Consider the following 21926-nt stretch of genomic DNA (forward strand, 5'->3'; position numbering starts at 1 on the left):
CTGGCCGACTCCGGACGGAAATGCGTACATAGTGTGAGGAGGGTATCATACTAAACTTTGTGTCGTATTATTCTATATAGCGAGAAAGAGTTTACCGACCGAAGCGGCACGCATAAGCAGACCGGGCAGGGAAAGAGGCGTATGGAGCTGCTCCGTCGGATATTCGAGGAGAAAGATTCGCGACAGCGCGTCGGACTGTTCGTCGACGGCCCGAACGTGCTCAGGTCCGAGTTCGATGTCGATCTAGATGCGGTCCGGGATATCGCAGCCGAATACGGTCCGCTGGCGGTCACTCGTCTCTACGTCGACCAGAACGCCTCGCCGGGGCTTATTCAGGCCGCCGAGGCCCGCGGCTTCGAGGTTCGAACCACCAGCGGTGACGTCGATGTCCGGCTGGCTGTTGACGCGACAGACGCCGCCGTTGCTGGACAAATCGACGTACTGGCCGTTGCCTCGCGGGATACGGATTTCAAGCCGGCGCTGGAAGTGGCTGCACGAGAAGGAGTCCGAACGGTCGCCATCGCGCCGGGAGAGTATGGCCGCTCTGATGCGTTACGCAACGCGGCTGAGGACGCAGTAACGCTCTAAGGTTCGAATCTCATGACGCCAACTGTTTTTTCCGCCAGTGCTAGTGAGCACGTATGAATATCGACAACACGCCGATACTGGACAACCACCTGCATCTCGATCCGGTCAACGGCCGGAACGTCGCGGCAGCCGAGGAGTTCGCAGCACAGGGCGGCACACACCTGCTGGTGCTCAACAAGCCGTCCTGGCATTTAGTCGAGATGGCCACCGACGAGGCCACCTTCCGGGAAGTGTTCGACCTGACTGTCGAAGCGGCCGCCGACGCGTCGGACGTACTCGACGGCCGGGCCTGGCCCGTTCTCGGTGTTCACCCGGCGCTGGTTTCGAAGCTCGTCGACGACGGCCACACGCCATCGGAAGCGCGGGACATCATGCAGACCGGCCTCGACGTGGCGGCGGAGTATGTCGATACCGGTGACGCACTCGCGATGAAATCCGGACGCCCGCACTACGACGTGGACGACGCCGTCTGGGAAGCCTCGAACGAAGTCATGTGTCACGGGTTCGAGCGCGCCGCCGACGTGGGCTGTGCGATACAGCTTCACACCGAGGGCGGCGAAGACTTCGAAGAAGTCGCCCGCTGGGCCGAAGAACGCGGCCTCGACCGCACGCAGGTCGTCAAACACTACTCCGGGGGCCGGCTCCAGGGGCCGGTCAAGTCGGTGCTGGCCGACAAGGACGAACTGGAAATCGCCGTCGAGACAGACGAGCCGTTCCTGATGGAGACCGACTACATCGACGACCCGGACCGCCCCGGTGCGGTACTTGGACCGAAAACCGTCCCACGGCGCGTCCGCTGGCTACTCGAAGAGGGACACGAGGACGCGGTCAGAACGGCACACGTCGAGACACCGAAGGCGGTGTACGGTATTGACACCGAAGCGACGCTAGAACAGTAAGAGGCGACGAAAACGGCCGGTCCGCAGGCGACGGCTATCCGAACTTCCCAGTGATGTAGTCCTCGACGCGCTGGCTGTCGGGGTTCTCGAATATCTTGTCCGTGTCGTCGAACTCGACGAGTTCGCCGCCGGTGAGGAAGACGGCCGTCTTATCGGAGATGCGGGCCGCCTGCTGCATGTTGTGAGTCACGATGACGACAGTGTACTCCTCGGCCAGTTCCTCGATGAGGTCCTCTATCTGTGAGGTGGCGATGGGGTCAAGCGCCGAGGCCGGTTCGTCCATCAGGATGACCTCGGGGTCGACGGCGATGGCGCGGGCGATGCACAGTCGCTGCTGTTGCCCGCCAGAGAGATCGAGGGCCGACTCGTCGAGCCGGTCTTTGACCTCGTCCCACAGCGCCGCTTTCTTCAAAGACTGCTCTACCACCTCGTCTATGTTATCGGTCTTGTCCTGAATGCGGAGGCCGTAGGCGACGTTGTCGTAGATGCTCTTCGGGAACGGGTTCGGGTGCTGGAACACCATTCCGATTCGGCGTCGGAGAGCCACCGGATCCACGTCAGTGTCGTAGACGTTTTTCCCCTTGAACATGAGCTCCCCATCGATGCGGGCGATGTCGATGAGGTCGTTCATGCGGTTGATACACCGCAGGAACGTCGATTTGCCACAGCCCGAGGGGCCGATCATCGCCGTCACCTGGTTCTCCGGAATGGCCAGGTCGATGTCCTGGAGCGCCTGGGTCTCGCCGTAGAACACGTCGAGACTGCGGGACTCAATGACGGTCCCCGCCCCGCTTTGCCCGACCGAGCCGCGGTCGGCGTTCTCGTCCAGACCGCCTTTGCCGGGGTCGGTCGTCACGAGGGAGTCGTCGTCGGTCTCAACGTCGGTGTCGCTGGCCATGTCCTGTGAAGTCATTAGTTTGCCTCCTGTTGATATTTGTTCCGTACGAGAATCGCAACTGAGTTCATCGTCAGCATGACGATGAGCAGCGTCACGACGCCGGCCGCGACGACGCCGTACCGGAATTCGTCGCTCGGTTCGAACGCCCAGGCGAAAATCTGCATCGGCATCGCGGTGAGCTTGCCGAACAGCCCGCTCGGCGGGGAGAACTTCGTCGTCGCTGCGCCGACCATAATAAGCGGTGCGGTCTCCCCGATAGCCCGCCCGAGCGCGAGAATCGTCCCGGTCAGAATGCCCGGCAGCGAACGCGGCAGGACGACGTTCCGAATCGTCTGCCATCGGGTCGCGCCCATCCCGTAAGACGCCTGCCGCAGCGAGTCCGGCACGGACCGAATCGCCTCCTGCGCGGAGATGATGACGATGGGCAGGATGAGCAGGGACAGGGTCATCGCGGCGGTCAGCACCGTCCCGACGCCGAAGCCGGCGTAGGTGAACGGGCCGAGCTGGGACTCGATGTTGACGAAGATGCCCAGTCCCAGCAGGCCGTAGACGACCGACGGGACGCCGGCGAGATTCGAGATGTTCACCTTGATAATCCGCGTGATGGCGGCCAGCGGGCCGCTGCCGGGCGCGTACTCTTCAAGGTAGATGGCCGCGCCGACGCCGAAGACGAAGGTGAACACGCTCACCAGCACGATGAGGAATATCGACCCGATGATAGCGGGGTACAGTCCCGCCTCCGCCGCGGTCTGGGACGGGCCGCTGGTGACGTACTGCCAGTCGAGCCACGGGGTCGGCGGCGTCGCGCCGATGGCGGTGACGACGGCCTCGCCCGCGAGGAACCCGAGAGCGACGATTGCGGGGAAGGCAAACGCCGGCCACCGCTCGCGGGTTCGGGCCGTGTTCGCGACCGCGAACCCGGCCGGGAGGCCGAGCAACACGAGCCCGATGAGCCAGACCGACCGCGAGATGGCCGGCACGGTGTCGACCAGCGGGACGGCGGCGATGGCCAGAACCGGAAGGCCCACACCGATACCCAGGCTCCGCCGGCGGGAGAAATCCAGCCGTTCCGCCGAGAGGTACGCGGCGACGGCGGCCGCGGGGACCACGAGCGACAGGAAGTAGATGCCGGGCGAGCCGAGCAACGCGCCGACCGCGGTCAGCGGGCCCAGCCCGAGCGTCCCGACGACCGGGCCGAGCAGTACCACCCCGAGCATCGCCAGGCCGACCCAGGTCGCCTCGCGGTCGTACTGGCCGTAGACGTACAGGCCGACGATGGGCCCGACGACGGTCAGGAAGTACGCGAACCACACCCCGGGGCTGGCGATAATCGAGAGGATGATGACGCCCGCGCCGGTCAGCAGGACGCCGGCCAGCGTCATGCTGAACAGTTCGAACGTCCCCGCGACGACGGCGGGCCGTGTCCGGGCGTAGGCGAAGAACGCGAGCAGCGGGACGAGCAGCGTGCCCGTGTACGCGAGGTACCAGCCGGTGCCAGCGCTCTCTAGGCCCAGCGCGTCCCAGAACACGTACGCGAGCAACACGCCGAGCGCGAGGATACCGACGATAGACGCAGCAAACGAGATGTACTTGAAGACGATGCCTTTGATTCGGCTGACCTCGCCGAACTCGGTCTCGGTCGGTGATGTCGTGGCCATTTACTCGTAAACCTCCCGGTAGCGACTCGCCACGAGGTCGCTGACGACGTTCATCGCCAGCGTGATGACGAACAGCGTGAGCCCGATAGCGAACAGTGACTGGTACGCGGTCGACCCGCCGGAGATGTCCCCCTGTGCGATGTTGACCATCGCGACGGTCATTGTCGCAGAGCTCTCGGTAAAGAGCCCGATCACGTCAGCCGGTGCCACGTACGGGATGCCGAAGGCCTGCTGGACGGGCGGTATATCCGGCGGCTGCGACCCCGCGGCCAGTACGACAGCCATCGTCTCGCCGATGGCCCGCGAGATAGCGAGGATGAACGACGAGGCGATACCGGAAACCGCCGCCGGCACGACGATAGTCAGTGAGACATTGAACTTCGTCGCTCCGAGGCCGTAGCCGGCCTGGCGCAGTGAGTCCGGGACCGAACTCATCGCGTCCTCGCTGATAGAGGAGACCATCGGGATAATCATGATGCCGACGACGATGGAAGCCGAGAGCCCGTTGAACAGCCCCAGCTCGTCGAAGCCGGTCCCGAACGCGCCGTTGAGCCACGTGATTGCGGCGTTCAGCGCGGGCGTGACGTAGACGATAGCGAAGTAGCCGTAGACGACGGTCGGGACGCCGGCGAGCACTTCGAGCATCGGTTTGAGTATCGACCGCGTGCGGTCGCTCGCGTACTCACTGAGGTATATCGCGGTCAACACGCCGGTCGGGAGCGCGAGCGCGCCCGCGCCGATGGTGATGAGAATCGTCCCGAGAACGAGGGGCAACACGCCGAACGAGACCGGTTCGAGGTTCGGGCTGAACGTCGTTCCGGTCAAGAACGCGAGGACTGGCACCTCGGCGAAAAACTCCGCGGCGTCCAGGACGAGCACCCCGATGATACTCACCGTCGTCAGGACGGATAGGACGGCACAGCCCGCCAGCGCGTATTTGTATGCCGACTCACGGACCGACCTGAACCCTCGATCCCCTGCTAGGTCTGGCGTCTGTCCTTCGTTGCTCATCGGTGTTGTTCGCTCATTCTATGTATCTCGGGAAAAGTGCGTGATTGTATCTGTAGTTCTCTACTGTCTATATAGCTGACTCGTTACTGGACCTCGTCGATAACTTCGTTGAGGGCGTCGAGTTCCGCCTGCATCGCTTCCTCTGTCCGTGGGACGTAGCCGATGTCCTCGGCGACGAGTTCAGTGTTGGCGCTCTGTTCGATGAAATACCGAGCGAACTCGGCGACGTGCTCCTCGGCGAGCGCGCCCTTCTGTGGATAGGTGAACAGGGGGCGAGAAAGGGGCTGGTAGTCGCCGGCCTTGGCTGTCTCCAGTGAAGGCTCGACACAGCCGTCGCCGTTGTCAATGCTGAGTGCCGTGACTGCGTCCGTGTTACTCTGGTAGTAGGCGAAACCGAAGTAGCCGATGGCGTACTGGTCCTGCTGGACGCCCTGCAGGATGAGGTTATCCTGTTCGGTGGCTTCGTAGTTGCTGGTGTGGTCCGCTTCCTCGCCGAGAATCGCCTCGTTGAAGTAATCGAACGTCCCGGACGTGTCGGCGGCACCGAACCGGTTGATCGGCTCATCGGGCCAGTCCGAATTCACGTCCGCCCAGGTCGACGCACCGTCTGCGCGCCACATCTGTCTGAGCTGCTCCGGCGTCACGCAATCGACCCAGTCGTTCTCCGTGTTGACGATAACGGTCACCGCGTCGGTGGCGACCTGAATCTCGTGGAACTCAATGTCGTTATCGGCACAGAGCTGCTTCTCTTCGCTAGAAATCGGCCGTGAGGCGTTGTTGAACTCGGCGTTTCCGACACAGAAGTGGTTGCTGAAGCCGCCACCGGACCCCGTAGAGGAGAGACTGATGTTGACTTGGCCGTGTTGCTTCTGGAATTCGTTTGCGACGGCCGTCGCGAGGGGGAACACCGTGCTGCTCCCCGTGATCGTAATTTCACCGGACAGCTGTCCGCTGCCGCTACTGTCGGTGCTGCCACCGTTGTTACCGGTGCTTCCGTCACTGCCATCAGAGGACTGTTCAGTACAGCCGGCCAGTGCCAGCGCTCCGATTGCACCGGAGCTCGTCAGAAAACGACGGCGGGAGAAACCACCGCTCGGTGAATCTGTCATCATCCAGTTCCAGATGAAGAGCGGATAAGTACCCTACTATTAGCCCTATATCCAGATATAAACGCTATATACTGCTATATATTATTATGTTCTCCTACCAAGCTATGCCGTTTAAACCGATTCAGCGGCCGTCTGAAGCCGTTTTAATCCTAATACAGAGCGAAATCCATCACATACTCCGGTGGTGGCAGACCACTTGGAATAGTGCTTTCACAGTGGGTTGTGATTCCATGGCAGCATCTGATAGAGCACCGATGGCTAATATATAGTCAAATCATATTTTATAAATCTCTGGCGTGTATTTGTAGTACTATGGAGACGCGCAAAGTACAGTTGACGGGTGGGTCCACGTATACCGTCTCATTACCGAAGGAATGGGCGACAGAGAACGGTGTCGAGAGCGGCAGTATCGTCGAATTCTACGCCGAAGACGACCTGCTACTGGTCTCGCCACAGCACGGCGACGACCACGTCGAGGGAGCGCTGGACGTGACCGGCCTGGAAAACAGGCACGAACTCACGCGGGCAGTGATGACGATGTACGTCAGCGGCTTCGACATCATCCGACTGGAAGCCGCTCGGATCACGGCCGAGCAGCGACGCATCATCCGCGATGCGACCCAGGGACTGGTCGGCCTTGAGATGATCGAGGAAACGGCTGCCCGTGTTGTTCTGCAGGACCTGCTTGACTCCTCGGAACTCTCTGTTCTCAACGCCATCACACGTATGCGACTCGTGTCGCTAACGATGCTCTCCGATGCTGTCGAGGCGCTCATAGAGGACGACAACGACCTCGCAGAAGACGTGATGCAACGCGACGACGACGTAGACCGGCTCTGGTACATGGTCTCCCGTGTGTTCCGAACCGTCCTCCGGAACCCGACAGCGGCTAACGAGATCGGCTTCCCGCGTGAGACTGTGTTCGATTACCAGTCCAGCGCCCGGCAACTCGAACGCATCGCCGACCACGCGACCAAGATCGCCGGCCTCTCACAGGAGATTGACGAAATCACCGGCGAAACCGCCGACCTTCTCGACCAGCTGGAGACCGAAGCCATTGCGGTCCCCGAAACCGCGATGGATGCGCTGTTAGCTGACGACAACGACGAGGCCGTCGAGCTGGCAAACGAGGCTCGGTCCCGCATTCCCGAAGTCGATGAAACCGCCCGCGAGGTCGACGGAAAAGTCAGGGAGCTAGATCCACAGAGCGCACAACTACTTGGTCGCGTGGTTGACTCGCTGTCCCGGACTGCAGACTACGGTGGCAATATCGCCGAAAGCGCACTCCAGAAGGCTGCGCCACGGCCGTAGCTGTCGCTCCGAACCTGTGGCCAGCTAAAAACGCTGATTGCGCGCCGGATTACTCGACAAGCACGGCGTTGACCTGCCCGTGCTGCCCGGGACGGGAGGTCACGCGGGCACGTCCCTCGGTGGTTTCGAGGATTGCGCCTTTCGTGATGATGTTTCGCCGGGCGTAGTTCGGGTTCGACGGGTTCTCCACGACGTTCTCGATGGTCGCCTCGATGGTTTCCGCGCCGTCAGCGATGCTCGCAACGTCGGTCTTGACCGCACGGACCTTCTGGGTGTTGCCGCGGGAGTCAACGGTCTTCAGTCGCTGCTCGCCGACCTGCGTCTCGACGGTGTCCTTCCCGAGCTCGTGTTTCTTCTTCTTGTGGTTCGGTCGTCGGCGTCCGCCTGTCCGCTTGCGAGGGGAGCGTCCCTGGTCTTTCATAGGGGAAGGAAGACCCAGCGGCTACTTGAACCGTTCGATGCCGACTCGCCATCGTAATCGTTACCCCCGTGCCGAGCGGTTGCTCTGACGATGAGTCTGAAGACGGCCGTCGCCGCGCCGTTCCGCCAGCGTGGAACCGACCGGATGGCGGAAAGCGAGTTCGTCGTCGCGCTCTCGCTGGACCGGAACTGGTTCTCGCCCGACCAGGCCAAGACACTGGTCGATGTGGCCGCAAGCGAGGGGTTAGTCGAACGGGACGACGACGACCTCGTCGTCGGATTCGACGCCACGCACACCGACATCCCGGATGGGTTCACGCCCGGCGAGGAAATCCTGCAGTCGCGGTCGACGTTCGAGCGGGTGCTCGACGCTGTCGTCGAGGCCGGCATCGAAAAGCAAACCGCCGTCGCCGGCATCAACGCGCTTCAGTCCGACATCGGCGTTACGCTTGAGGCCGCGGCTGTCGTGTATGCGCGAAGTGAGAGTGTCGATGTCGAAGCTATCGCGGCGGACGTTCGGGAGGAACTCTGATGGTCAAGGACAGAATCACTGACGGCCGGCGGATCGGGCAGTTGCTCGCCTCGGAGTTGACCGGTCTCCAGCGCGGCCCGTTCGCGGACATTTCCGTCGTTGATGCGGACAGAGACGTGGAGCCGACGCCTGACGGGGCTTTCGCCTACCGTGTGACGGCCAACGACACTGAAGTGGCGGTTGTCGAGGTGACGCCGGAGACGGCCCGACTGGTCCTGAACGCGGAGCCCGTAACCGTCCCAGAGCGTAACGATATCACAGCCGACGGGGGGACCGTTGTTGTTCACAGCGGCGCGGCGGTGAAAGCCACGGTCGACGTGCTGGAGCAGACTCTCTCGGGGTAGACGGTCTTTCGGAGGACGGAAACGGTTGGACACCGACTGAACTGCACTCAGTGACGGCTCGGCTCAGCGATAGCTGCCGACGTCCATGCGACGAATCCGGTCAGGATGAGCACGGAGCCGAGTATAGCTGTCACGGCAGCGATAGCAAGCACCAGCGTTGGAAGGCCAAGCGGCGTCCCGAGGGCGATGACAATCGGTGTCACTGTGATACAGAGCGAGCCCAGCGCGACGGCCCGGCGCTGTGTCGTCGTCAGTTCGATACCGAGATGGAACAGCGACCCGGGTTCCGGGTCGGGGGCGGCGAGGCCGAGACACAGCAGTGGGACGCCGATAAACACCAGCGTCGCGGCGACGGCGTACGACCAGAACAGCCACTGCTCGGACGCGGGCGCGAGCGACAGAAGCGCGCCGAGGGCCACGAGCACGACACCGCCGACGAGTCCGAACTGCCGCAGCCGTGGGTCATCCAGGGCTTCGCTCAGGTCTGGGAGAGTCTCGGCCACGTGACCGACATCCACGAAACGATCCATACGCGGGCTTCTCCCTCCGGTGTGAAATAGACAGCGGAAGAAGTATCAAATCTGATTCCACCGAAGCAAGGGGCGACACGAGAAGGAAACGCTTGTATCGCTGCCAACCGCCGCGGTATCTATGCACTTCTTCGACCGCCTCGCGGACCGCATCGCGACCGCCGACAGCGTGGTATCGGTCGGTCTCGACCCGGACCCCGACCGCCTCCCAGACAGCGTGCTGGACGCCGACCTCCCGCGCTGGCAGTTCAATCGCCGGATTATCGACGCGACCCACGAGCACGCCGCGTGCTACAAGCCAAACGCCGCCTTCTACGAGGACCCCGACGGCTGGCGCGCCCTCGAAGAAACCATCGCCTACGCACACGGCAAAGACGTGCCGGTCTTGCTGGACGCCAAGCGGGGCGACATCGGCAACACCGCACGGCAGTACGCCCAGATTCTCGACGACGAGGCAGGCCCCGCCGCCGACGCCATCACGGTCAACCCCTTTCTCGGACGAGACTCGCTGGAGCCGTTCCTCCAGTGCGCGGACAAAGGGGTGTTCGTTCTCGGGCGCACCTCGAACCCCGGCGGCGAGGACTTACAGGACCTCGAACTGGCCTCCGGCGAGAAACTGTACGAGCGCGTCGTCCACCTCGCTGACCTCTGGAACGGCAACGGGAACGTCGGTCTTGTCGTCGGTGCGACAAACCCCGACGAACTCGAGGAAATCCGCGAACTGGTTCCAGACATTCCGTTTCTCGTCCCCGGCGTCGGCGCGCAGGGCGGCGACGCCGAGGCCGCTGTCGAGCACGGCCTCGCCGACGGCGTCGGCCTCGTCAACTCCTCGCGGGGTATCATCTTCGCCGGCGAGGACGCTGACGCGCGGCGCGATGACTCTGGTGACGCGTTTTTCAAGGCCGCCGGCCAGTCGGCACGACAGCTCAAAGAGCGATTGAATCAATTCCGGTAGCTCGTATGGTAGCCGTACCTTCGTGGAGATATTCGCCAGTTCGAGGTGGCAACATTCGGTACGTGATTACAGCCGACAGTATCAGAAGCGGAACGTGTCCACGCCGTCAGGCATGTCTTCCGGCGAGACGCGGTCGCCCGGCCGACCGACCTCTGCGCCACACTCGACGCACATCCCGGTGTCGTCGTCCCAGTGGCGATCACAGACGAGTCGCCCGCACCTGTCGCAGGTGTGGTCCACGTCGGGGCGCTCACAGAGTTCACACAGTCCGGCGACGCTCATGATAGTGGGTAGCACAGCTGGCCGTTTGAATCTTTGGCGGTGTGAGCGTGCAGTGGTTCAGCAACCCGTGCCGGGACAGTCCCCGCCGGCCACGAAGTATTTCCCCGTGGCTATTCCTATCTGTAGTATGTTGCCACTCCTTCAGCTTGGAGCGCTGCCATCGCTGCCAGCGATACTCGTCGGCTTGCTGGCTATCGCCGTGGTCCTGCTGGTCGGTCGGCTCGTGATGAAGGTGGCGTGGCGGCTCGTTATCATCGCTATCATCGCCGTCGCCGTCCTCTGGATACTCGGACTGCTGGGCTTTCAGGTCATCTAGAGGCCGGCGAGGAAGTTCCGAATCACGTCGTGGCCGACCGCAGTCAGGACCGACTCCGGATGGAACTGGACGGCCTCGATGGGATATTCGCGGTGGCGGACACCCATCACCAGCTCTGTCCCGTCCTCGGTCTCCGTGGTCGCGCTGACGACGAACTCGTCGGGCACGTCCTCGGCGATGAGCGAGTGATAGCGCCCGCCCTGAAACCCCTGTTCCAGGCCCTCGAAGACCCCCGTCTCGTCGTGGTCGATAGGGAACGCCTTGCCGTGAATCGGCTCCGGCGCACGACCGATGCTACCGCCGTAGGCGTACACCGCCGATTCGAGGCCCAGACAGACCCCGAGCGTCGGCACGTCAGGGCTGACCTCGCGGAGGACCGCCAGCGTGACACCGACATCCCGCTCGTTCTTCGGATGGCCCGGCCCCGGCGACAGGATGATGGCGTCGGGGTCGAACGCCTTGACCTCGTCGAGCGTCGCGGTGTTGCGGACGACTTCGGTCTCTGCGTGTTCGGAGACGTACTCGACGAGATTGTACGTAAAGGAGTCGAAGTTGTCGACGAACAGCACCCGGAGGTCGTCCCTGACAGCGTCCACACCAGCGGGCTGTGACGCACTCATCGGGTCACCTCCTCGGGGCCGTCGGCTCCGCTCGCAGCCTCGGTGTCGTCGGCACCCACAGTCGTGTCGACCGGTTCCCCTTCGATTTCCTCCAGCGCCGTCAGCACGCCGTCCATTTTCTGCTCGGTCTCGACGTACTCGCTTTCGGGGTCCGAATCCGCGACGATGCCCGCGCCGGCCTGGACGGTGATGCGGTCCCGGTCGCCCTCGTCCTCGACCGTGGCCGAGCGGATGACGATGGCGAAGTCGGTGTCCCCGTCCCAGTCGAAGTAGCCGACGCCGCCGCCGTAGGGGCCACGCGGCGAGCGTTCGAGTTCGTCGATTATCTCCATGGCGCGAATCTTCGGCGCGCCCGAGAGGGTCCCCGCCGGGAACGTCGCGCGGGCGGCGTCGAAGGCGTCCTTGTCCGCGGCGAGCCGGCCAGTGACCGTGGATTCGATGTGCTGGACGTGGCTGTACTTGAGGACGTTCATGAACTCAGGAACGCGGACGCTCCCGGCCTCGGCGACGCGGCGCACGTCGTTGCGCGCCAGGTCGACCAGCATGGTGTGTTCGGCCCGCTCCTTCCCGTCGGCGAGCATCTCGCCAGCGAGGCGGCGGTCCTCGACGGGGGAGTTTCCGCGCTGGCACGTCCCCGCAATGGGGTTCGAGACGACGTGGTCGCCGGCGACCGAGACCAGCGTCTCCGGGCTCGCGCCGACGATGGTCAGGTCGTCGTAGCCCAGCAGATACATGTACGGCGAGGGGTTCACCGCCCGGAGCGCCTCGTAGAAGCCCAGCGGGTCGACCTCGCCGTACAGCTCGCGGGTCCGCGAGATGACGCCCTGGTAAATGTCCCCCGAGAGGACGTACTCCTTGGCGCGTTCGACGGCGTCCTCGTACTCGTCTTGCGGACCAGCAACTTCGTCCTCGCGGCGGAAGCCGTCAGTCTCCAGCGGGGCGAGGTCCGTCAGCACGGCCTCGACCCGTTCGGCCTCGGCGACCAGTTCGTCGTAGCGCTCGCCGGCGTCCTCGCCTTGCCTGACAACAGGTGTGAACACGAGCGAGACAGTATCCTCGACGTGGTCGAATCGGACCGTCGACGTCGTGAGGACGAACTGCGCGTCCGGGAACCGCGAGTCGGGGCGGTCCAAGCCGACCTCGTCGAGCCAGAGGTCGTAGACGGCGTCATAGGAGAGGAAGCCGACGAGGCCGCCTTCGAGATGCTGGCGGTCCATCTCCGGGAAGTTCCGCAGCGCCACATCGGGCATCGCGGCCCGGAGGTCATCAACCACGTCGCCGCCATCGGTCGTCACGAGGTCGGCGTAGCGGTCGTCGAACGCCTCGACCTCGCTCTCGTCGCCGGTCACGGTAACGACAGCGCGCGGGTCGTAGCCGACGAAGGAGAAGCGGGCGTGGCGGTCGTCGGTCTCCGGCGCGAACGCGCCGTCGGGGTCGCTGGAGGCGACCTTCTCGGCGCTTTCCAGCAGGAACGTGTAATCGTTTGCGGCTACGTCACTCGTGCGGCCGGTCAGCGCTGCGTACGCGGTCAGCGGTTCCACGTCGACGTCCAGCTCCGCGGCGGTGCGGACGACGACCGGGCGGTCGGCCTTGGCGTGTTCGACGAACTCCTCGCGGGAGATATCGAGGGTCATACCGCTCCCTCCGCTGCTTGCTTGGCGTTCCGGACGAACCGGCTGACCGCGTCGTGGTCTTTCGTGCCGCCAGCGGACTCCACGCCGCTCGCCACGTCGACGGCGAACGGTTCGACCGTCTCGACGGCGTCGGCCACGTTCTCAGGGGTCAGTCCGCCAGCCAGCACGATGGGCACATCCAGCGAGTCGACGAGGTCGCGCGTGCGCTCCCAGTCGTGTGTCTCGCCCGTGCCGCCGCCGCCGTCGGCGTCGACTGAGTCCACGAGCAAGGCGTCGGCGTGGGTGGCATAGCTCTCGATGGCTGGCGCGTCCGCCTCGACGACGGCGACGATATCCTGGGTGATGCGGCTGTCGAGGGCCCCGAGTTCTGCCGGTGAGAGTCCGTCGTGGACCTGCACTGCGTCGGGTTCGATCCTGTCGACGCGCCTGACGGCCTCCTGAACCGTCGTCGGCATCGTCACCAGTACGCTCGTCACGAACGGCGGGACGCCGTCGGCGAGCTTCTCGGCAGTGGCCGCATCGACTTCCCGTGGTGTGTCGACCGGGACACCGTGGATGACGCCGACCGCGTCAGCGCCGGCCGTAACGACGGCATCGCGGTCCGTGCTGTCCGTCACGCCACAGATCTTCACGCGCGTCATGCCCCGATCAGATCGTCGAGTTTGTCGGCCGCCGCGCCCGACTCGATAGCCTGCCGGGCCTGTTCGACCCCCGCCTCGTGCGTGTCGGCGACACCGGCGACGTAGATGGCTGCGCCAGCGTTAGCGAGGATGATGTCCCGCTTCGCCCCGGTGATCTCTCCGGAGACGATGCCACGAAGGTCGGCGGCGTTCTCCGCGGGCTCGCCGCCCGCCATGGCCTCGATGTCATGTGTCTCAAGCCCCATGTCTTCCGGGGAGATGGTGTACTCCGCGATCCGGTCGCCGGTTACTTCCGCGACAACCGTCTCGCCGTGGACTGCAATCTCGTCGAGGCCGTCGCCGTGGACGACCAGCGCCCGCTCGACATCCAGCCGAGCCAGCGCTTCGGCCATCACGGGCACGAGGTCCGGGTCGTAGACGCCAAGCACCTGTGCGTCCGCATCGGCAGGGTTCGTCAGCGGGCCGAGAATATTGAACACAGTCCGCATCCCGAGTTCCTGGCGCGGGCCGATAACGGCCTTCATCGCCGGGTGGAACACGGGTGCGAGCATGAAGCCGATCCCGTCTCGTTCAATCGTCTCCTCGACAGCCGGCGGTTCGGCCTCGATGTCGACGCCGACCTCTTCGAGCACGTCGGCGCTCCCAGACGATGAAGAGACAGAGTAGTTGCCGTGTTTGGCAATCGGGACGCCAGCCCCGGCCGCGACAATGGCGCTCGTCGTCGAGACGTTGATTGTGTTGTAGTCGTCGCCACCGGTCCCGCAGGTGTCGACAAGCCCCTCGCGGTCGGGCCGAATGGTCCGTGCGGCGTCTCGCATCCCCTCCGCGAAGCCAGCGATCTCGGCCTCTGTCTCCCCCTTTGCCCGCAGTGCCGTCAGGAGCGCTCCGATCTGTGCCTCGGTCGCATCCTCGAAGACAGTCGTCGCGACGGTCCGAGCCTCGTCCTGTGTCAGGTCTTCACCGTCGGTGACGCGTTCAATATACTCTTTCATTGTATTCATCAATGGACTCTTTCGTGTTGTGATGTACAAATCCGTACATTGACTTAAGCCTATCGGGACTTTGCCCGTTGACGGATACGTGTGGACAATCAACAGACAACGTAGCGATACGGAATTCGAAACCTTCAATTACACCCGCCGGAAACAATGTGGTGTACCTCGCAGTGAGGGTTCGTGGTCTAGGTCGGTTATGACACCTCCTTGACATGGAGGAGGCCGGCGGTTCAAATCCGCCCGAACCCATTTCTACTATCTCTGCCGGCGAGTGAAGCAAGTCTGCAGCGATTGCTGGCGTTGGTTCGCCGAGTCTGTGCAAACGCACCCGTCTCGACGTGGACCACAATCCTCCCGAGTCCACTCCCGTTGTCGTCGGGAATGAGTACGACACTGGCGCACTCCGACGAAGTCGGAAGCAGACCGATCGGCCGGCAGAACCGTCCCATAGTTTCTTGCCCCAACCGCGTTAGAGTCATCTATATGAGAGATCAGGTCCAGTCGGCGGACGCGTTCGAACAGTTCGTGCTGCTGGCCGTTGTGGAACTCGAAACCGCCGGTGAAACGCCAGTCCACTCCTATCATGTGACGCAGACAATGAAAGCGCACCTCGCAGATATCGACCGACAGCCCTTCGGCGGCGTCGAGCGCCAGAAGGTCATCTCGGTGCTGGGACAACTCGCCGAGAAGGGACTGCTGAGCAACGAAAAGACGGAGTCACCCACGGGGAAAGGGCGGCCGGGATACGGACTGGCTGGAGACCCGGACGAAGTGCTCGAAGCGCTGTCGACGACGGACGAATTCAAGTCGTATATCGAAACGGTGCGGTCCTCGTAGGTACCCGTTAGACGACACTCACGTCGCCACCCTCTTGATCGAGAGCGGGTGGTTGGCCCACTTCGAGACGGTCAAGGCGGTCCATAATCGTGTGGACGACATCGTCTTTCGTACAGGGTGCGACGTGGACGAGTTCGCTGCCGTCGTATTCAGCCAGCCCCATGACTGGCAACGCCATAGCGTCGTACGCCGACTCCGCTACTTCTGAATCAACGGTTGTGTCCTGATAGAACGAGTCCAGCGAGACATTGTTGCTCAGTGCCCACTGCTTGAACTCGGCGACCCGGTTCAGGATGTACTTGCCTTCCTCCGTCAGTGCGGCGGCCGACTGCGGTGCGATCTGTTTGCCCCAGACGATGACGTTGAACCCGTCGATGTGGTCGTTCTCGTCGAGCGTCTGAAGGCGGTCGATGACCGCTTCCTGTCGTTCGTGTGCGCCGTCGGGCAGCATCGACCGGACATACAGTTCAATGTGAGGTGTCGGGTTAGTATCACTCATGGCTATCCGACAGCACTCCCGGCTGACACATATAGATACTGTGAGAGATGTCTGCATAGTACAGATGGCCTTTTCAGGACGAGATACGCGCGAAATCAGCAGTATCTGTGAGCGGTCCGCTTCCAGTTGTAACGCAAATTTGGAAGTAGTTAACAGCTGAAAACGATATCTGATTTCTTACTATTCGCTGTTCGACCCGGACGAAAGACCGTGGAGATTCTCGTGGATACCGAGAATGAGCGCGGGAACGACGATCATGAAAATATGTTCTTCGATGGGAATCCCGAGCAGGTCGACACCGGTCCGGAGTTTGATTTCGAAGACACCAACGGTCAGTGTGTACCAGTCCCAGACGTAGGCGATCGGATAGAGCGCGACGATGGTCTTGGCCGCCATCCGGAGGGCGTTCGCGCGCCAGAGCAACACGAGAGCGATACTCCCCCAGATCACCTCGGTCACTAGGTAGGTGTAGGGGCCGAAGACCCCGATGTCAGGCAGCATACACCGACCTTAGATCTACGGGCCTAAAGCTTAGTTCGTCTCTCGGTTTCCGGGGACTAAACCAACCTTGATAACCCCACACGTCGAATCTACGAATTGTGAAGAACGATGGATATTGCTGATATCGCCACCAGAGAATTTGTCGAGGTTGACGCCAACAAGCGCTTGGGGAAAGTCCGGTCTATCTTCGAACGCGAGAACCCCAAGGGTATCATCGTCACGGAAGACGGTGACTACGCTGGCGTTATCACGCAGAAACAGCTGGTCCAGTCCCATGTCGAGGACAACGCGAAAGCGGGGGCGATGACGCGCTCGGCGCCGAAAGTCGAGCGCACCGACGACGTGCGCGAGGTCGCGCGCGTCCTCGTCGAGGGTGGTGTCAAGCTCGCGCCGGTGTTCGAGGCGGGCGAGCTCTGGGGTATCGTCACCGAGGACGATATCCTCGACGCGGTTCTCGACAACCTCGACGCACTGCGCGTCGAGGACATCTACACGCAGGACGTCATCACAGTCTCTGAGGACACCAACGTCGGGCAAGTCGTCAACCTCCTCCGGAAACACGGCATCTCCCGGCTTCCGGTACTTGGTGACGACGACGGCCTGACTGGGATGGTCACGCGTCACGACATCGTCGACGTGGTCGTCCGGGACATGAACAAGACGACGCGGGGCGACCGCTCCGGCGAAGTCGAGCGCGTGCTCGACATGCCGGTCTACGACGTAATGAGCAGTCCGGTGGAGACGGCAAAGCTCGGCGACTCCGTCGAGAACGCCGTCGCGCGGATGCTCGAAAACGACTTCGCCGGGCTCGTCGTCACGCCGGAAGAGGACGACACCCACGTCGCCGGCATCCTCACGAAGACCGACGTGCTCCGTGCGCTGACCTACACCGAAGAAGAGCACATGGACGTCCAGATCACGAATATAAAACTGCTGGACACCATCTCCCGTGCGGATATCCGGGCCGACATCGAGACGGTCGCGGACAAGTACGGAGCGATGCAGGTCCAGCACGCGCACGTCCGGTTCCACGAGCACAAGGAGAAGCTCCGTGGCACGCCGCTCATCCAGTGTCAGATCCGCCTGCGCACCAACAAGGGTCAGGCGGCCGGCTCCGGTGAGGGCTACGGCGCTGAAACCGCCTTCAACGTCGCGCTCGACAAGCTAGAACGCAACGTCCTCGAACTGAAAGGCGTTCAGGCCGACGAGGAGTACCGCGGCCAGCTCCTCCGTAAGCTCGGCGAGCTATAACCGGATACTCGTTTTTTCTATCGCTCGGCGACCTGCACGAGCTGCTTGCCGATGTTCTCGCCCTCAAACAGCCCGAGGAACGCGTCGGGCGCGTTCTCGATGCCTTCGGTGACGGTTTCTCGGTAGGAAATGTCGCCCGAGGCGACCCACTGACCGAGCTGCTTCGTCGCTTCCTCGAACCGCGGCTCGAAGTCGGAGACGAGAAGCCCTTCGACGGTTGCCCGGGACTGGATGACCTGAGTCAGCTTGCGCGGCCCCATCGGGACCTCCTCGCTGTTGTACAGCGAGATCTGTCCGCAGACGGCGACGCGCGCGTCGGTGTTGAGTCGCGTGAACACCGCGTCGGTGATCGGGCCGCCGACGTTGTCGAAGTAGGCGTCGACGCCGTCCGGCGCGGCCTCGTCCAGCGCGGCCCGGTAGTCGTCGGTCGTTTTGTAGTTGATGCCAGCGTCGAAGCCGAGGTCGTCTTCGAGGAACGAGACTTTCTCGTCGGAGCCGGCGAAACCGACGACGCGTGCGCCCTGGAGCTTGGCGAGCTGACCCGCCACGGAGCCGACGGCGCCCGCAGCGCCGGTGACGACGAACGTGTCGCCGGCCGCAGGCTGCGCGACTTCCCGCGTGCCGAAGTACGCTGTCAGACCCGGCATCCCTAAGACGCCGAGCGCTGTCGAAATGGGTGCGAGCTCCGGATTGACTTCTGTGAGCACCGGTCCGGGCGCTGTGGCGTACTCCGCCCACTCTAGCTCGCCGGTGACGACATCGCCCTCGTCAAAACGTGCACCGTTGGACTCGACAACCTCACCGACGACAGCACCCTTGAGCGCGTCGCCCACATCCCACGGGTCCGCATACGATTCGCTGTCTCGCATCCGGTCACGCATATACGGGTCGACAGAGAGGTACAGCGTCTTGATGAGTACCTCGCCGGGCCCCGGGTCCGGGATCTCTTCCTCGGAAAGCTCGAACGTATCGTGGTCGGGCGTCCCTTCGGGGCGCTTCGCCAGCCGGTAAACGCGGTTTGTGTTCGACATCACCCCTCATACACTTGCGACTTGAAAGGGGGCTTCGAAAGGAGAAACAAGCACCGGTTTTATAGTTTATCTAATAATTATCCACGGGTATTGTGCAGCCACGAGGGATGCATCGCTGATCGAGAGCGGTGAAGCGGAAAACGCGTTCAAATCAAGCGAGAAGCAGTATCGAGGTCGCCGGCGTTACTGGAAGCCGATCCGGCCGCCGGTTCCAGCCTGACGCTGTGGGCTGGAACCCCCTCTGAACTCCTCTTCCATCTGCTCGTAGTACTCGCGGATGTCGTCGGTAATCGTCGGACGCACGCTGTCCATCGCCTGCCGGAAGTGGCGCATCTCGACTTCCTCCGCGTCGTCGTCCTCACGGAGCGCCTCGATAGCGGCCTCACGGGCAATGGATTCGAGGTCCGAGCCGACGAAGCCCTCGCTGACTTCGGCCAGTTCACGCAGGCTCACATCGGGCGACAGCGGCGTGTCGTCCGTGTGGATCTTCAGGATCTGCTCGCGGCCCTCGATATCGGGCTCGCCGATCATCACCAGCCGGTCGAACCGGCCCGAGCGGATGAGGGCCGGGTCGATCATGTCCGGGCGGTTGGTCGCGCCGATGACCATCACGTCCTCCATCTCTTCGAGCCCGTCGAGTTCGGTCAGGAGCTGGTTGACGACGCGTTCGGAGACGTTCGACCCCATCTCGCCGCCCCGACCCGGTGCCAGCGAGTCGAGTTCGTCGAAGAAGATGATGGTCGGGGCGACCTGGCGAGCCTTCCGGAACGTCTGGCGGATGGCCTTCTCGCTCTCGCCGACCCACTTGCTGAGTAGTTGCGGCCCGCGGACCGAGATGAAGTTCGCGTCCGTCTCGTTGGCGACAGCTTTCGCCATGAGCGTCTTTCCGGTGCCGGGCGGACCGTACAGCAACACGCCCGACGGCGGCGTCACGCCCATGCGCTCGAACTTCTCCGGGGAGTTCATCGGCCACTCGACGGCCTCCTGGACCTGCTCTTTGGGCTCGCTGAGGCCGCCGACGCTGTCCCAGGACACCTTCGGGAGTTCCACCAGCACTTCCCGCATCGCCGACGGACTCACCTCGTTGAGCGCGCCCTTGAAGTCGTCGCGCTTGATTATCATGCGGTCGATGAGGCTCGGCGGGATGTCCTCCTCGTCCAAGTCGATTTCGGGGAGGTAGCGCCGGAGCGCCTTCATCGCGGCCTCCTTGGTCAGACTCTCGATGTCGGCTCCGACGAAGCCGTGCGTGTCCGTCGCCAGTTTGGCGAGGTTCACGTCGTCAGACAGCGGCATGCCGCGGGTGTGAATCTGGAGGATTTCCTCGCGGCCGACCTCGTCGGGCACGCCGATCTCGATTTCGCGGTCGAAGCGGCCGGGGCGGCGAAGCGCCGGGTCCACGCTGTCGACGCGGTTGGTCGCGGCGATGACGATGACCTGGCCCCGCGATTCGAGGCCGTCCATCATCGTCAGCAGTTGGGCGACGACGCGGCGCTCGACCTCGCCGGTCACGTCCTCGCGCTTGGGCGCGATGGAGTCCAGTTCGTCGATGAAGATAATCGAGGGCGATTCCTCGCTCGCGTCCTCGAATATCTCGCGTAACTGCTGTTCCGATTCGCCGTAGTACTTCGAGATTATCTCGGGGCCGGCGATAGAGAAGAAACTGGCGGAGGTTTCGTTGGCGACGGCCTTCGCGAGCAGGGTCTTCCCGGTGCCGGGCGGCCCGTGGAGCAAGACCCCCTGTGGCGGCTCGATGCCGAGCTTCTTGAATATCTGGGGGTGTTTCATCGGCAGCTCGACCATCTCGCGGACCCGCTGAATCTCGTTTTGGAGGCCGCCGATGTCCTCGTAGGTGATGCCGCCGCCGGTCTTCTCGAACCCGGAGATGGGTTCCTCGCGGAGTTCGACCTCGGTGTCCTCAGTGATGAGACAGACGCCCTCCGGCTCGGTCTCGACTGCGATGAGCGGGATGGCCTGTCCGGGCGAGCGCATGAACGGGTGGTTCGTCGAGGACATCACGGGGACGATGTCGCGCTCGACGACCGGCCGCTTGAGAATCTGGCGTTTGACCATGCCGGCGGCGTCGGAGCCGAACTGGACCGATGCCTCCTCGGGCGGGGCGAGCACGAGCTTGTCGGCCTTCTCGGCCTCGGCCTTGCGGATGGTGACCCGCTCGCCGATGCCCACGTCTGCGTTCTGGCGCGTGAAGCCGTCGATGCGGACGGTGTCGGTGTTCCAGTCCTGTCGGTCGGCCCGCCACACCTTGGCCGCGGTCGTATCGCTCCCTTCTATCTCGATGATGTCGCCGGGGGAAAGCTTGAGATGCAGCAGCGTGTCGGGGTCGAGTCGGGCGATGCCGCGCCCCGAGTCGTTCGGGTACGCCTTCGCCACTTCCAATTGGACTTCGTTCATAGTAGAGCCTGCTTACAACGAACTCGGGTAGCCCCGGAGATATGCTTTATGCTACCGGCGGCCAAGACGCAGGGCGACGGGTTTATATGATACCTAATAACATACCGCACAGCATGCGGTAATAGCCTCTGTTTTGGGACGCAGTGACACAGGCTGCCGCCATCGCCGCGTTTCATAAGGCTGGACCCGATAGCGCCGATATGGTATTTCTTGTTCCCTTCGATGGGTCACCGCTTGCAGATGCCGCACTCGACCGCGCCGTCACCTACGCTGGAGCGCTTGACGAGGATGTCGTCGCCGTCGCGTTCATCCCCACTGGGGCCGACTACGCCGAGCGCCGCCGACGCGTCGACCCCACTGAAGACTTCGCCGCCGAAACCGCCGCAGATGACCTCAGACGCAAGATCGAGGAGGCGACCGACGACTCCGAACTCCGCTACGACGACGTGAGCGCCCACTCCACCAGTGAATTGTCGACGACGATCAGGCAGACCGCCCGAGACGTTGACGCCAGCGTCGTGTTCCTCGGTAGCGACGACACCGAAGACATCGTCGTCCCCATCGGCGAAGTCACAGACGGCGAGTCCTACGACATCCACATCGTCCGCCAGACGTGAGGCTGTAGCGAGAGGGCTTTTACCGGCCCAGCCTGACT

25 protein-coding genes and 1 tRNA gene are annotated in these 21926 nt (G+C 63.1%); 11 read left to right on the top strand and 15 right to left on the bottom strand.

Annotated elements, in window-relative coordinates; genetic code table 11:
• Positions 1-141: 141 nt before the first annotated feature.
• Both BVU17_10120 and BVU17_10125 read left to right on the top strand, forming a co-directional pair.
• Positions 142-588, top strand: a complete 447-nt coding sequence (locus BVU17_10120) for an NYN domain-containing protein (protein ID AUG47853.1) — start codon at positions 142-144, stop codon at positions 586-588.
• Between the two features lie 53 nt (positions 589-641).
• Positions 642-1487, top strand: a complete 846-nt coding sequence (locus tag BVU17_10125; GenBank protein ID AUG47854.1) for a deoxyribonuclease — start codon at positions 642-644, stop codon at positions 1485-1487.
• A 34-nt stretch (positions 1488-1521) separates the two neighbouring features.
• On the opposite strand, the gene BVU17_10130 is transcribed toward BVU17_10125, so the two are convergent.
• From BVU17_10130 to BVU17_10145, 4 genes are all read right to left on the bottom strand, one after another.
• Positions 1522-2400: a phosphate ABC transporter ATP-binding protein gene (locus BVU17_10130; GenBank protein ID AUG47855.1), complete on the bottom strand. Its 879-nt coding sequence runs from the start codon at positions 2398-2400 to the stop codon at positions 1522-1524.
• Positions 2400-4043 carry a phosphate ABC transporter, permease protein PstA gene (locus tag BVU17_10135; protein ID AUG47856.1) on the bottom strand — a complete coding sequence of 548 codons (1644 nt, stop codon included), beginning with the start codon at positions 4041-4043 and terminating at the stop codon, positions 2400-2402. The genes BVU17_10130 and BVU17_10135 overlap by 1 nt, the downstream gene beginning before the upstream one ends.
• Positions 4044-5054 carry a phosphate ABC transporter permease subunit PstC gene (locus BVU17_10140; protein AUG47857.1) on the bottom strand — a complete coding sequence of 337 codons (1011 nt, stop codon included), beginning with the start codon at positions 5052-5054 and terminating at the stop codon, positions 4044-4046.
• 83 nt (positions 5055-5137) lie between these two features.
• Positions 5138-6166 carry a phosphate ABC transporter substrate-binding protein gene (locus tag BVU17_10145; protein ID AUG47858.1) on the bottom strand — a complete coding sequence of 343 codons (1029 nt, stop codon included), beginning with the start codon at positions 6164-6166 and terminating at the stop codon, positions 5138-5140.
• A 309-nt stretch (positions 6167-6475) separates the two neighbouring features.
• Here BVU17_10145 and BVU17_10150 point away from each other — a divergent pair, with 309 nt between their 5' ends.
• Positions 6476-7474 (top strand): histidine kinase, encoded by a 999-nt coding sequence (locus tag BVU17_10150; protein AUG47859.1) that lies wholly within the window; start codon positions 6476-6478, stop codon positions 7472-7474.
• A 49-nt stretch (positions 7475-7523) separates the two neighbouring features.
• Here the strand turns inward: BVU17_10150 and BVU17_10155 are convergent, their stop codons facing one another.
• Positions 7524-7895: a 30S ribosomal protein S8e gene (locus BVU17_10155; GenBank protein ID AUG47860.1), complete on the bottom strand. Its 372-nt coding sequence runs from the start codon at positions 7893-7895 to the stop codon at positions 7524-7526.
• A 90-nt stretch (positions 7896-7985) separates the two neighbouring features.
• On the opposite strand from BVU17_10155, the gene BVU17_10160 reads away from it, so the two are divergent.
• Together BVU17_10160 and BVU17_10165 are read left to right on the top strand one after the other, a co-directional pair.
• Positions 7986-8426, top strand: a complete 441-nt coding sequence (locus BVU17_10160) for a hypothetical protein (GenBank protein AUG47861.1) — start codon at positions 7986-7988, stop codon at positions 8424-8426.
• On the top strand, positions 8426-8770 hold the full coding sequence (locus tag BVU17_10165) for a hypothetical protein (GenBank protein ID AUG47862.1): 345 nt from the start codon (positions 8426-8428) through the stop codon (positions 8768-8770). Before BVU17_10160 ends, BVU17_10165 begins: the two co-directional genes overlap by 1 nt.
• 47 nt (positions 8771-8817) lie before the next feature.
• Here BVU17_10165 and BVU17_10170 read toward each other — a convergent pair whose 3' ends face one another.
• Entirely contained in the window at positions 8818-9300 is a 483-nt protein-coding gene (locus BVU17_10170; GenBank protein AUG47863.1) for a hypothetical protein, read from the bottom strand.
• 121 nt (positions 9301-9421) lie between these two features.
• Between BVU17_10170 and BVU17_10175 the strand changes: the two genes are divergently transcribed.
• Entirely contained in the window at positions 9422-10255 is an 834-nt protein-coding gene (locus BVU17_10175) for an orotidine-5'-phosphate decarboxylase (GenBank protein ID AUG47864.1), read from the top strand.
• An 81-nt stretch (positions 10256-10336) separates the two neighbouring features.
• On the opposite strand, the gene BVU17_10180 is transcribed toward BVU17_10175, so the two are convergent.
• A complete protein-coding gene (locus BVU17_10180; GenBank protein AUG47865.1) occupies positions 10337-10537 on the bottom strand; it encodes a hypothetical protein in 201 nt (66 codons plus the stop codon).
• A gap of 127 nt (positions 10538-10664) precedes the next feature.
• Here BVU17_10180 and BVU17_10185 point away from each other — a divergent pair, with 127 nt between their 5' ends.
• Positions 10665-10853, top strand: a complete 189-nt coding sequence (locus BVU17_10185; protein AUG47866.1) for a hypothetical protein — start codon at positions 10665-10667, stop codon at positions 10851-10853.
• Here BVU17_10185 and BVU17_10190 read toward each other — a convergent pair.
• From BVU17_10190 to BVU17_10205, 4 genes are read right to left on the bottom strand one after another with little or no spacing between them, the layout of a single operon-like run.
• Positions 10850-11473, bottom strand: coding sequence for an anthranilate/aminodeoxychorismate synthase component II (locus BVU17_10190; GenBank protein ID AUG47867.1), 624 nt, complete (start codon positions 11471-11473; stop codon positions 10850-10852). The genes BVU17_10185 and BVU17_10190 overlap by 4 nt on opposite strands.
• Positions 11470-13107, bottom strand: a complete 1638-nt coding sequence (locus tag BVU17_10195; GenBank protein AUG47868.1) for an anthranilate synthase component I — start codon at positions 13105-13107, stop codon at positions 11470-11472. The genes BVU17_10190 and BVU17_10195 overlap by 4 nt, the downstream gene beginning before the upstream one ends.
• Positions 13104-13748, bottom strand: coding sequence for an N-(5'-phosphoribosyl)anthranilate isomerase (locus tag BVU17_10200; GenBank protein AUG47869.1), 645 nt, complete (start codon positions 13746-13748; stop codon positions 13104-13106). The genes BVU17_10195 and BVU17_10200 overlap by 4 nt, the downstream gene beginning before the upstream one ends.
• Positions 13745-14740, bottom strand: coding sequence for an anthranilate phosphoribosyltransferase (locus BVU17_10205; GenBank protein ID AUG48892.1), 996 nt, complete (start codon positions 14738-14740; stop codon positions 13745-13747). Before BVU17_10205 ends, BVU17_10200 begins: the two co-directional genes overlap by 4 nt.
• Positions 14741-14917: 177 nt before the next feature.
• On the opposite strand from BVU17_10205, the gene BVU17_10210 reads away from it, so the two are divergent.
• A tRNA-Val gene (locus tag BVU17_10210) sits at positions 14918-14992 on the top strand.
• Positions 14993-15226: 234 nt separating this feature from the next.
• Entirely contained in the window at positions 15227-15580 is a 354-nt protein-coding gene (locus tag BVU17_10215) for a hypothetical protein (protein AUG47870.1), read from the top strand.
• A gap of 7 nt (positions 15581-15587) precedes the next feature.
• On the opposite strand, the gene BVU17_10220 is transcribed toward BVU17_10215, so the two are convergent.
• Both BVU17_10220 and BVU17_10225 read right to left on the bottom strand, forming a co-directional pair.
• The gene (locus tag BVU17_10220) at positions 15588-16079 is read right to left on the bottom strand and encodes a hypothetical protein (protein AUG47871.1); all 492 of its coding nucleotides are present in this window, start codon (positions 16077-16079) and stop codon (positions 15588-15590) included.
• 180 nt (positions 16080-16259) lie between these two features.
• On the bottom strand, positions 16260-16580 hold the full coding sequence (locus BVU17_10225; GenBank protein AUG47872.1) for a lycopene cyclase: 321 nt from the start codon (positions 16578-16580) through the stop codon (positions 16260-16262).
• A 108-nt stretch (positions 16581-16688) separates the two neighbouring features.
• Here BVU17_10225 and BVU17_10230 point away from each other — a divergent pair, with 108 nt between their 5' ends.
• Positions 16689-17831 (top strand): CBS domain-containing protein, encoded by a 1143-nt coding sequence (locus tag BVU17_10230; protein ID AUG47873.1) that lies wholly within the window; start codon positions 16689-16691, stop codon positions 17829-17831.
• 17 nt (positions 17832-17848) lie between these two features.
• On the opposite strand, the gene BVU17_10235 is transcribed toward BVU17_10230, so the two are convergent.
• Positions 17849-18862, bottom strand: coding sequence for an NADP-dependent oxidoreductase (locus BVU17_10235; GenBank protein ID AUG47874.1), 1014 nt, complete (start codon positions 18860-18862; stop codon positions 17849-17851).
• Positions 18863-19045: 183 nt separating this feature from the next.
• Positions 19046-21271: an ATPase gene (locus tag BVU17_10240; GenBank protein AUG47875.1), complete on the bottom strand. Its 2226-nt coding sequence runs from the start codon at positions 21269-21271 to the stop codon at positions 19046-19048.
• A gap of 200 nt (positions 21272-21471) precedes the next feature.
• Between BVU17_10240 and BVU17_10245 the strand changes: the two genes are divergently transcribed.
• On the top strand, positions 21472-21888 hold the full coding sequence (locus tag BVU17_10245; protein ID AUG47876.1) for a hypothetical protein: 417 nt from the start codon (positions 21472-21474) through the stop codon (positions 21886-21888).
• Positions 21889-21926 lie beyond the last annotated feature (38 nt).

The organism is Haloarcula taiwanensis, from assembly GCA_002844335.1.
GTDB lineage: Archaea > Halobacteriota > Halobacteria > Halobacteriales > Haloarculaceae > Haloarcula > Haloarcula taiwanensis.

Bases quoted from the DNA above. Each gene is read 5' to 3' on its own strand.
- BVU17_10140 (AUG47857.1), bottom strand. From the start codon at position 5,054: ATGAGCAACGAAGGACAGACGCCAGACCTAGCAGGGGATCGAGGGTTC.
- BVU17_10120 (AUG47853.1), top strand. From the start codon at position 142: ATGGAGCTGCTCCGTCGGATATTCGAGGAGAAAGATTCGCGACAGCGC.
- BVU17_10165 (AUG47862.1), top strand. From the start codon at position 8,426: ATGGTCAAGGACAGAATCACTGACGGCCGGCGGATCGGGCAGTTGCTC.
- BVU17_10230 (AUG47873.1), top strand. From the start codon at position 16,689: ATGGATATTGCTGATATCGCCACCAGAGAATTTGTCGAGGTTGACGCC.
- BVU17_10225 (AUG47872.1), bottom strand. From the start codon at position 16,580: ATGCTGCCTGACATCGGGGTCTTCGGCCCCTACACCTACCTAGTGACC.
- BVU17_10190 (AUG47867.1), bottom strand. From the start codon at position 11,473: ATGAGTGCGTCACAGCCCGCTGGTGTGGACGCTGTCAGGGACGACCTC.
- BVU17_10245 (AUG47876.1), top strand. From the start codon at position 21,472: ATGGTATTTCTTGTTCCCTTCGATGGGTCACCGCTTGCAGATGCCGCA.
- BVU17_10220 (AUG47871.1), bottom strand. From the start codon at position 16,079: ATGAGTGATACTAACCCGACACCTCACATTGAACTGTATGTCCGGTCG.
- BVU17_10150 (AUG47859.1), top strand. From the start codon at position 6,476: ATGGAGACGCGCAAAGTACAGTTGACGGGTGGGTCCACGTATACCGTC.
- BVU17_10200 (AUG47869.1), bottom strand. From the start codon at position 13,748: ATGACGCGCGTGAAGATCTGTGGCGTGACGGACAGCACGGACCGCGAT.
- BVU17_10175 (AUG47864.1), top strand. From the start codon at position 9,422: ATGCACTTCTTCGACCGCCTCGCGGACCGCATCGCGACCGCCGACAGC.
- BVU17_10125 (AUG47854.1), top strand. From the start codon at position 642: ATGAATATCGACAACACGCCGATACTGGACAACCACCTGCATCTCGAT.
- BVU17_10195 (AUG47868.1), bottom strand. From the start codon at position 13,107: ATGACCCTCGATATCTCCCGCGAGGAGTTCGTCGAACACGCCAAGGCC.
- BVU17_10170 (AUG47863.1), bottom strand. From the start codon at position 9,300: ATGGATCGTTTCGTGGATGTCGGTCACGTGGCCGAGACTCTCCCAGAC.
- BVU17_10235 (AUG47874.1), bottom strand. From the start codon at position 18,862: ATGTCGAACACAAACCGCGTTTACCGGCTGGCGAAGCGCCCCGAAGGG.
- BVU17_10160 (AUG47861.1), top strand. From the start codon at position 7,986: ATGAGTCTGAAGACGGCCGTCGCCGCGCCGTTCCGCCAGCGTGGAACC.
- BVU17_10130 (AUG47855.1), bottom strand. From the start codon at position 2,400: ATGACTTCACAGGACATGGCCAGCGACACCGACGTTGAGACCGACGAC.
- BVU17_10240 (AUG47875.1), bottom strand. From the start codon at position 21,271: ATGAACGAAGTCCAATTGGAAGTGGCGAAGGCGTACCCGAACGACTCG.
- BVU17_10135 (AUG47856.1), bottom strand. From the start codon at position 4,043: ATGGCCACGACATCACCGACCGAGACCGAGTTCGGCGAGGTCAGCCGA.
- BVU17_10215 (AUG47870.1), top strand. From the start codon at position 15,227: ATGAGAGATCAGGTCCAGTCGGCGGACGCGTTCGAACAGTTCGTGCTG.
- BVU17_10155 (AUG47860.1), bottom strand. From the start codon at position 7,895: ATGAAAGACCAGGGACGCTCCCCTCGCAAGCGGACAGGCGGACGCCGA.
- BVU17_10205 (AUG48892.1), bottom strand. From the start codon at position 14,740: ATGAAAGAGTATATTGAACGCGTCACCGACGGTGAAGACCTGACACAG.
- BVU17_10185 (AUG47866.1), top strand. From the start codon at position 10,665: ATGTTGCCACTCCTTCAGCTTGGAGCGCTGCCATCGCTGCCAGCGATA.
- BVU17_10180 (AUG47865.1), bottom strand. From the start codon at position 10,537: ATGAGCGTCGCCGGACTGTGTGAACTCTGTGAGCGCCCCGACGTGGAC.
- BVU17_10145 (AUG47858.1), bottom strand. From the start codon at position 6,166: ATGATGACAGATTCACCGAGCGGTGGTTTCTCCCGCCGTCGTTTTCTG.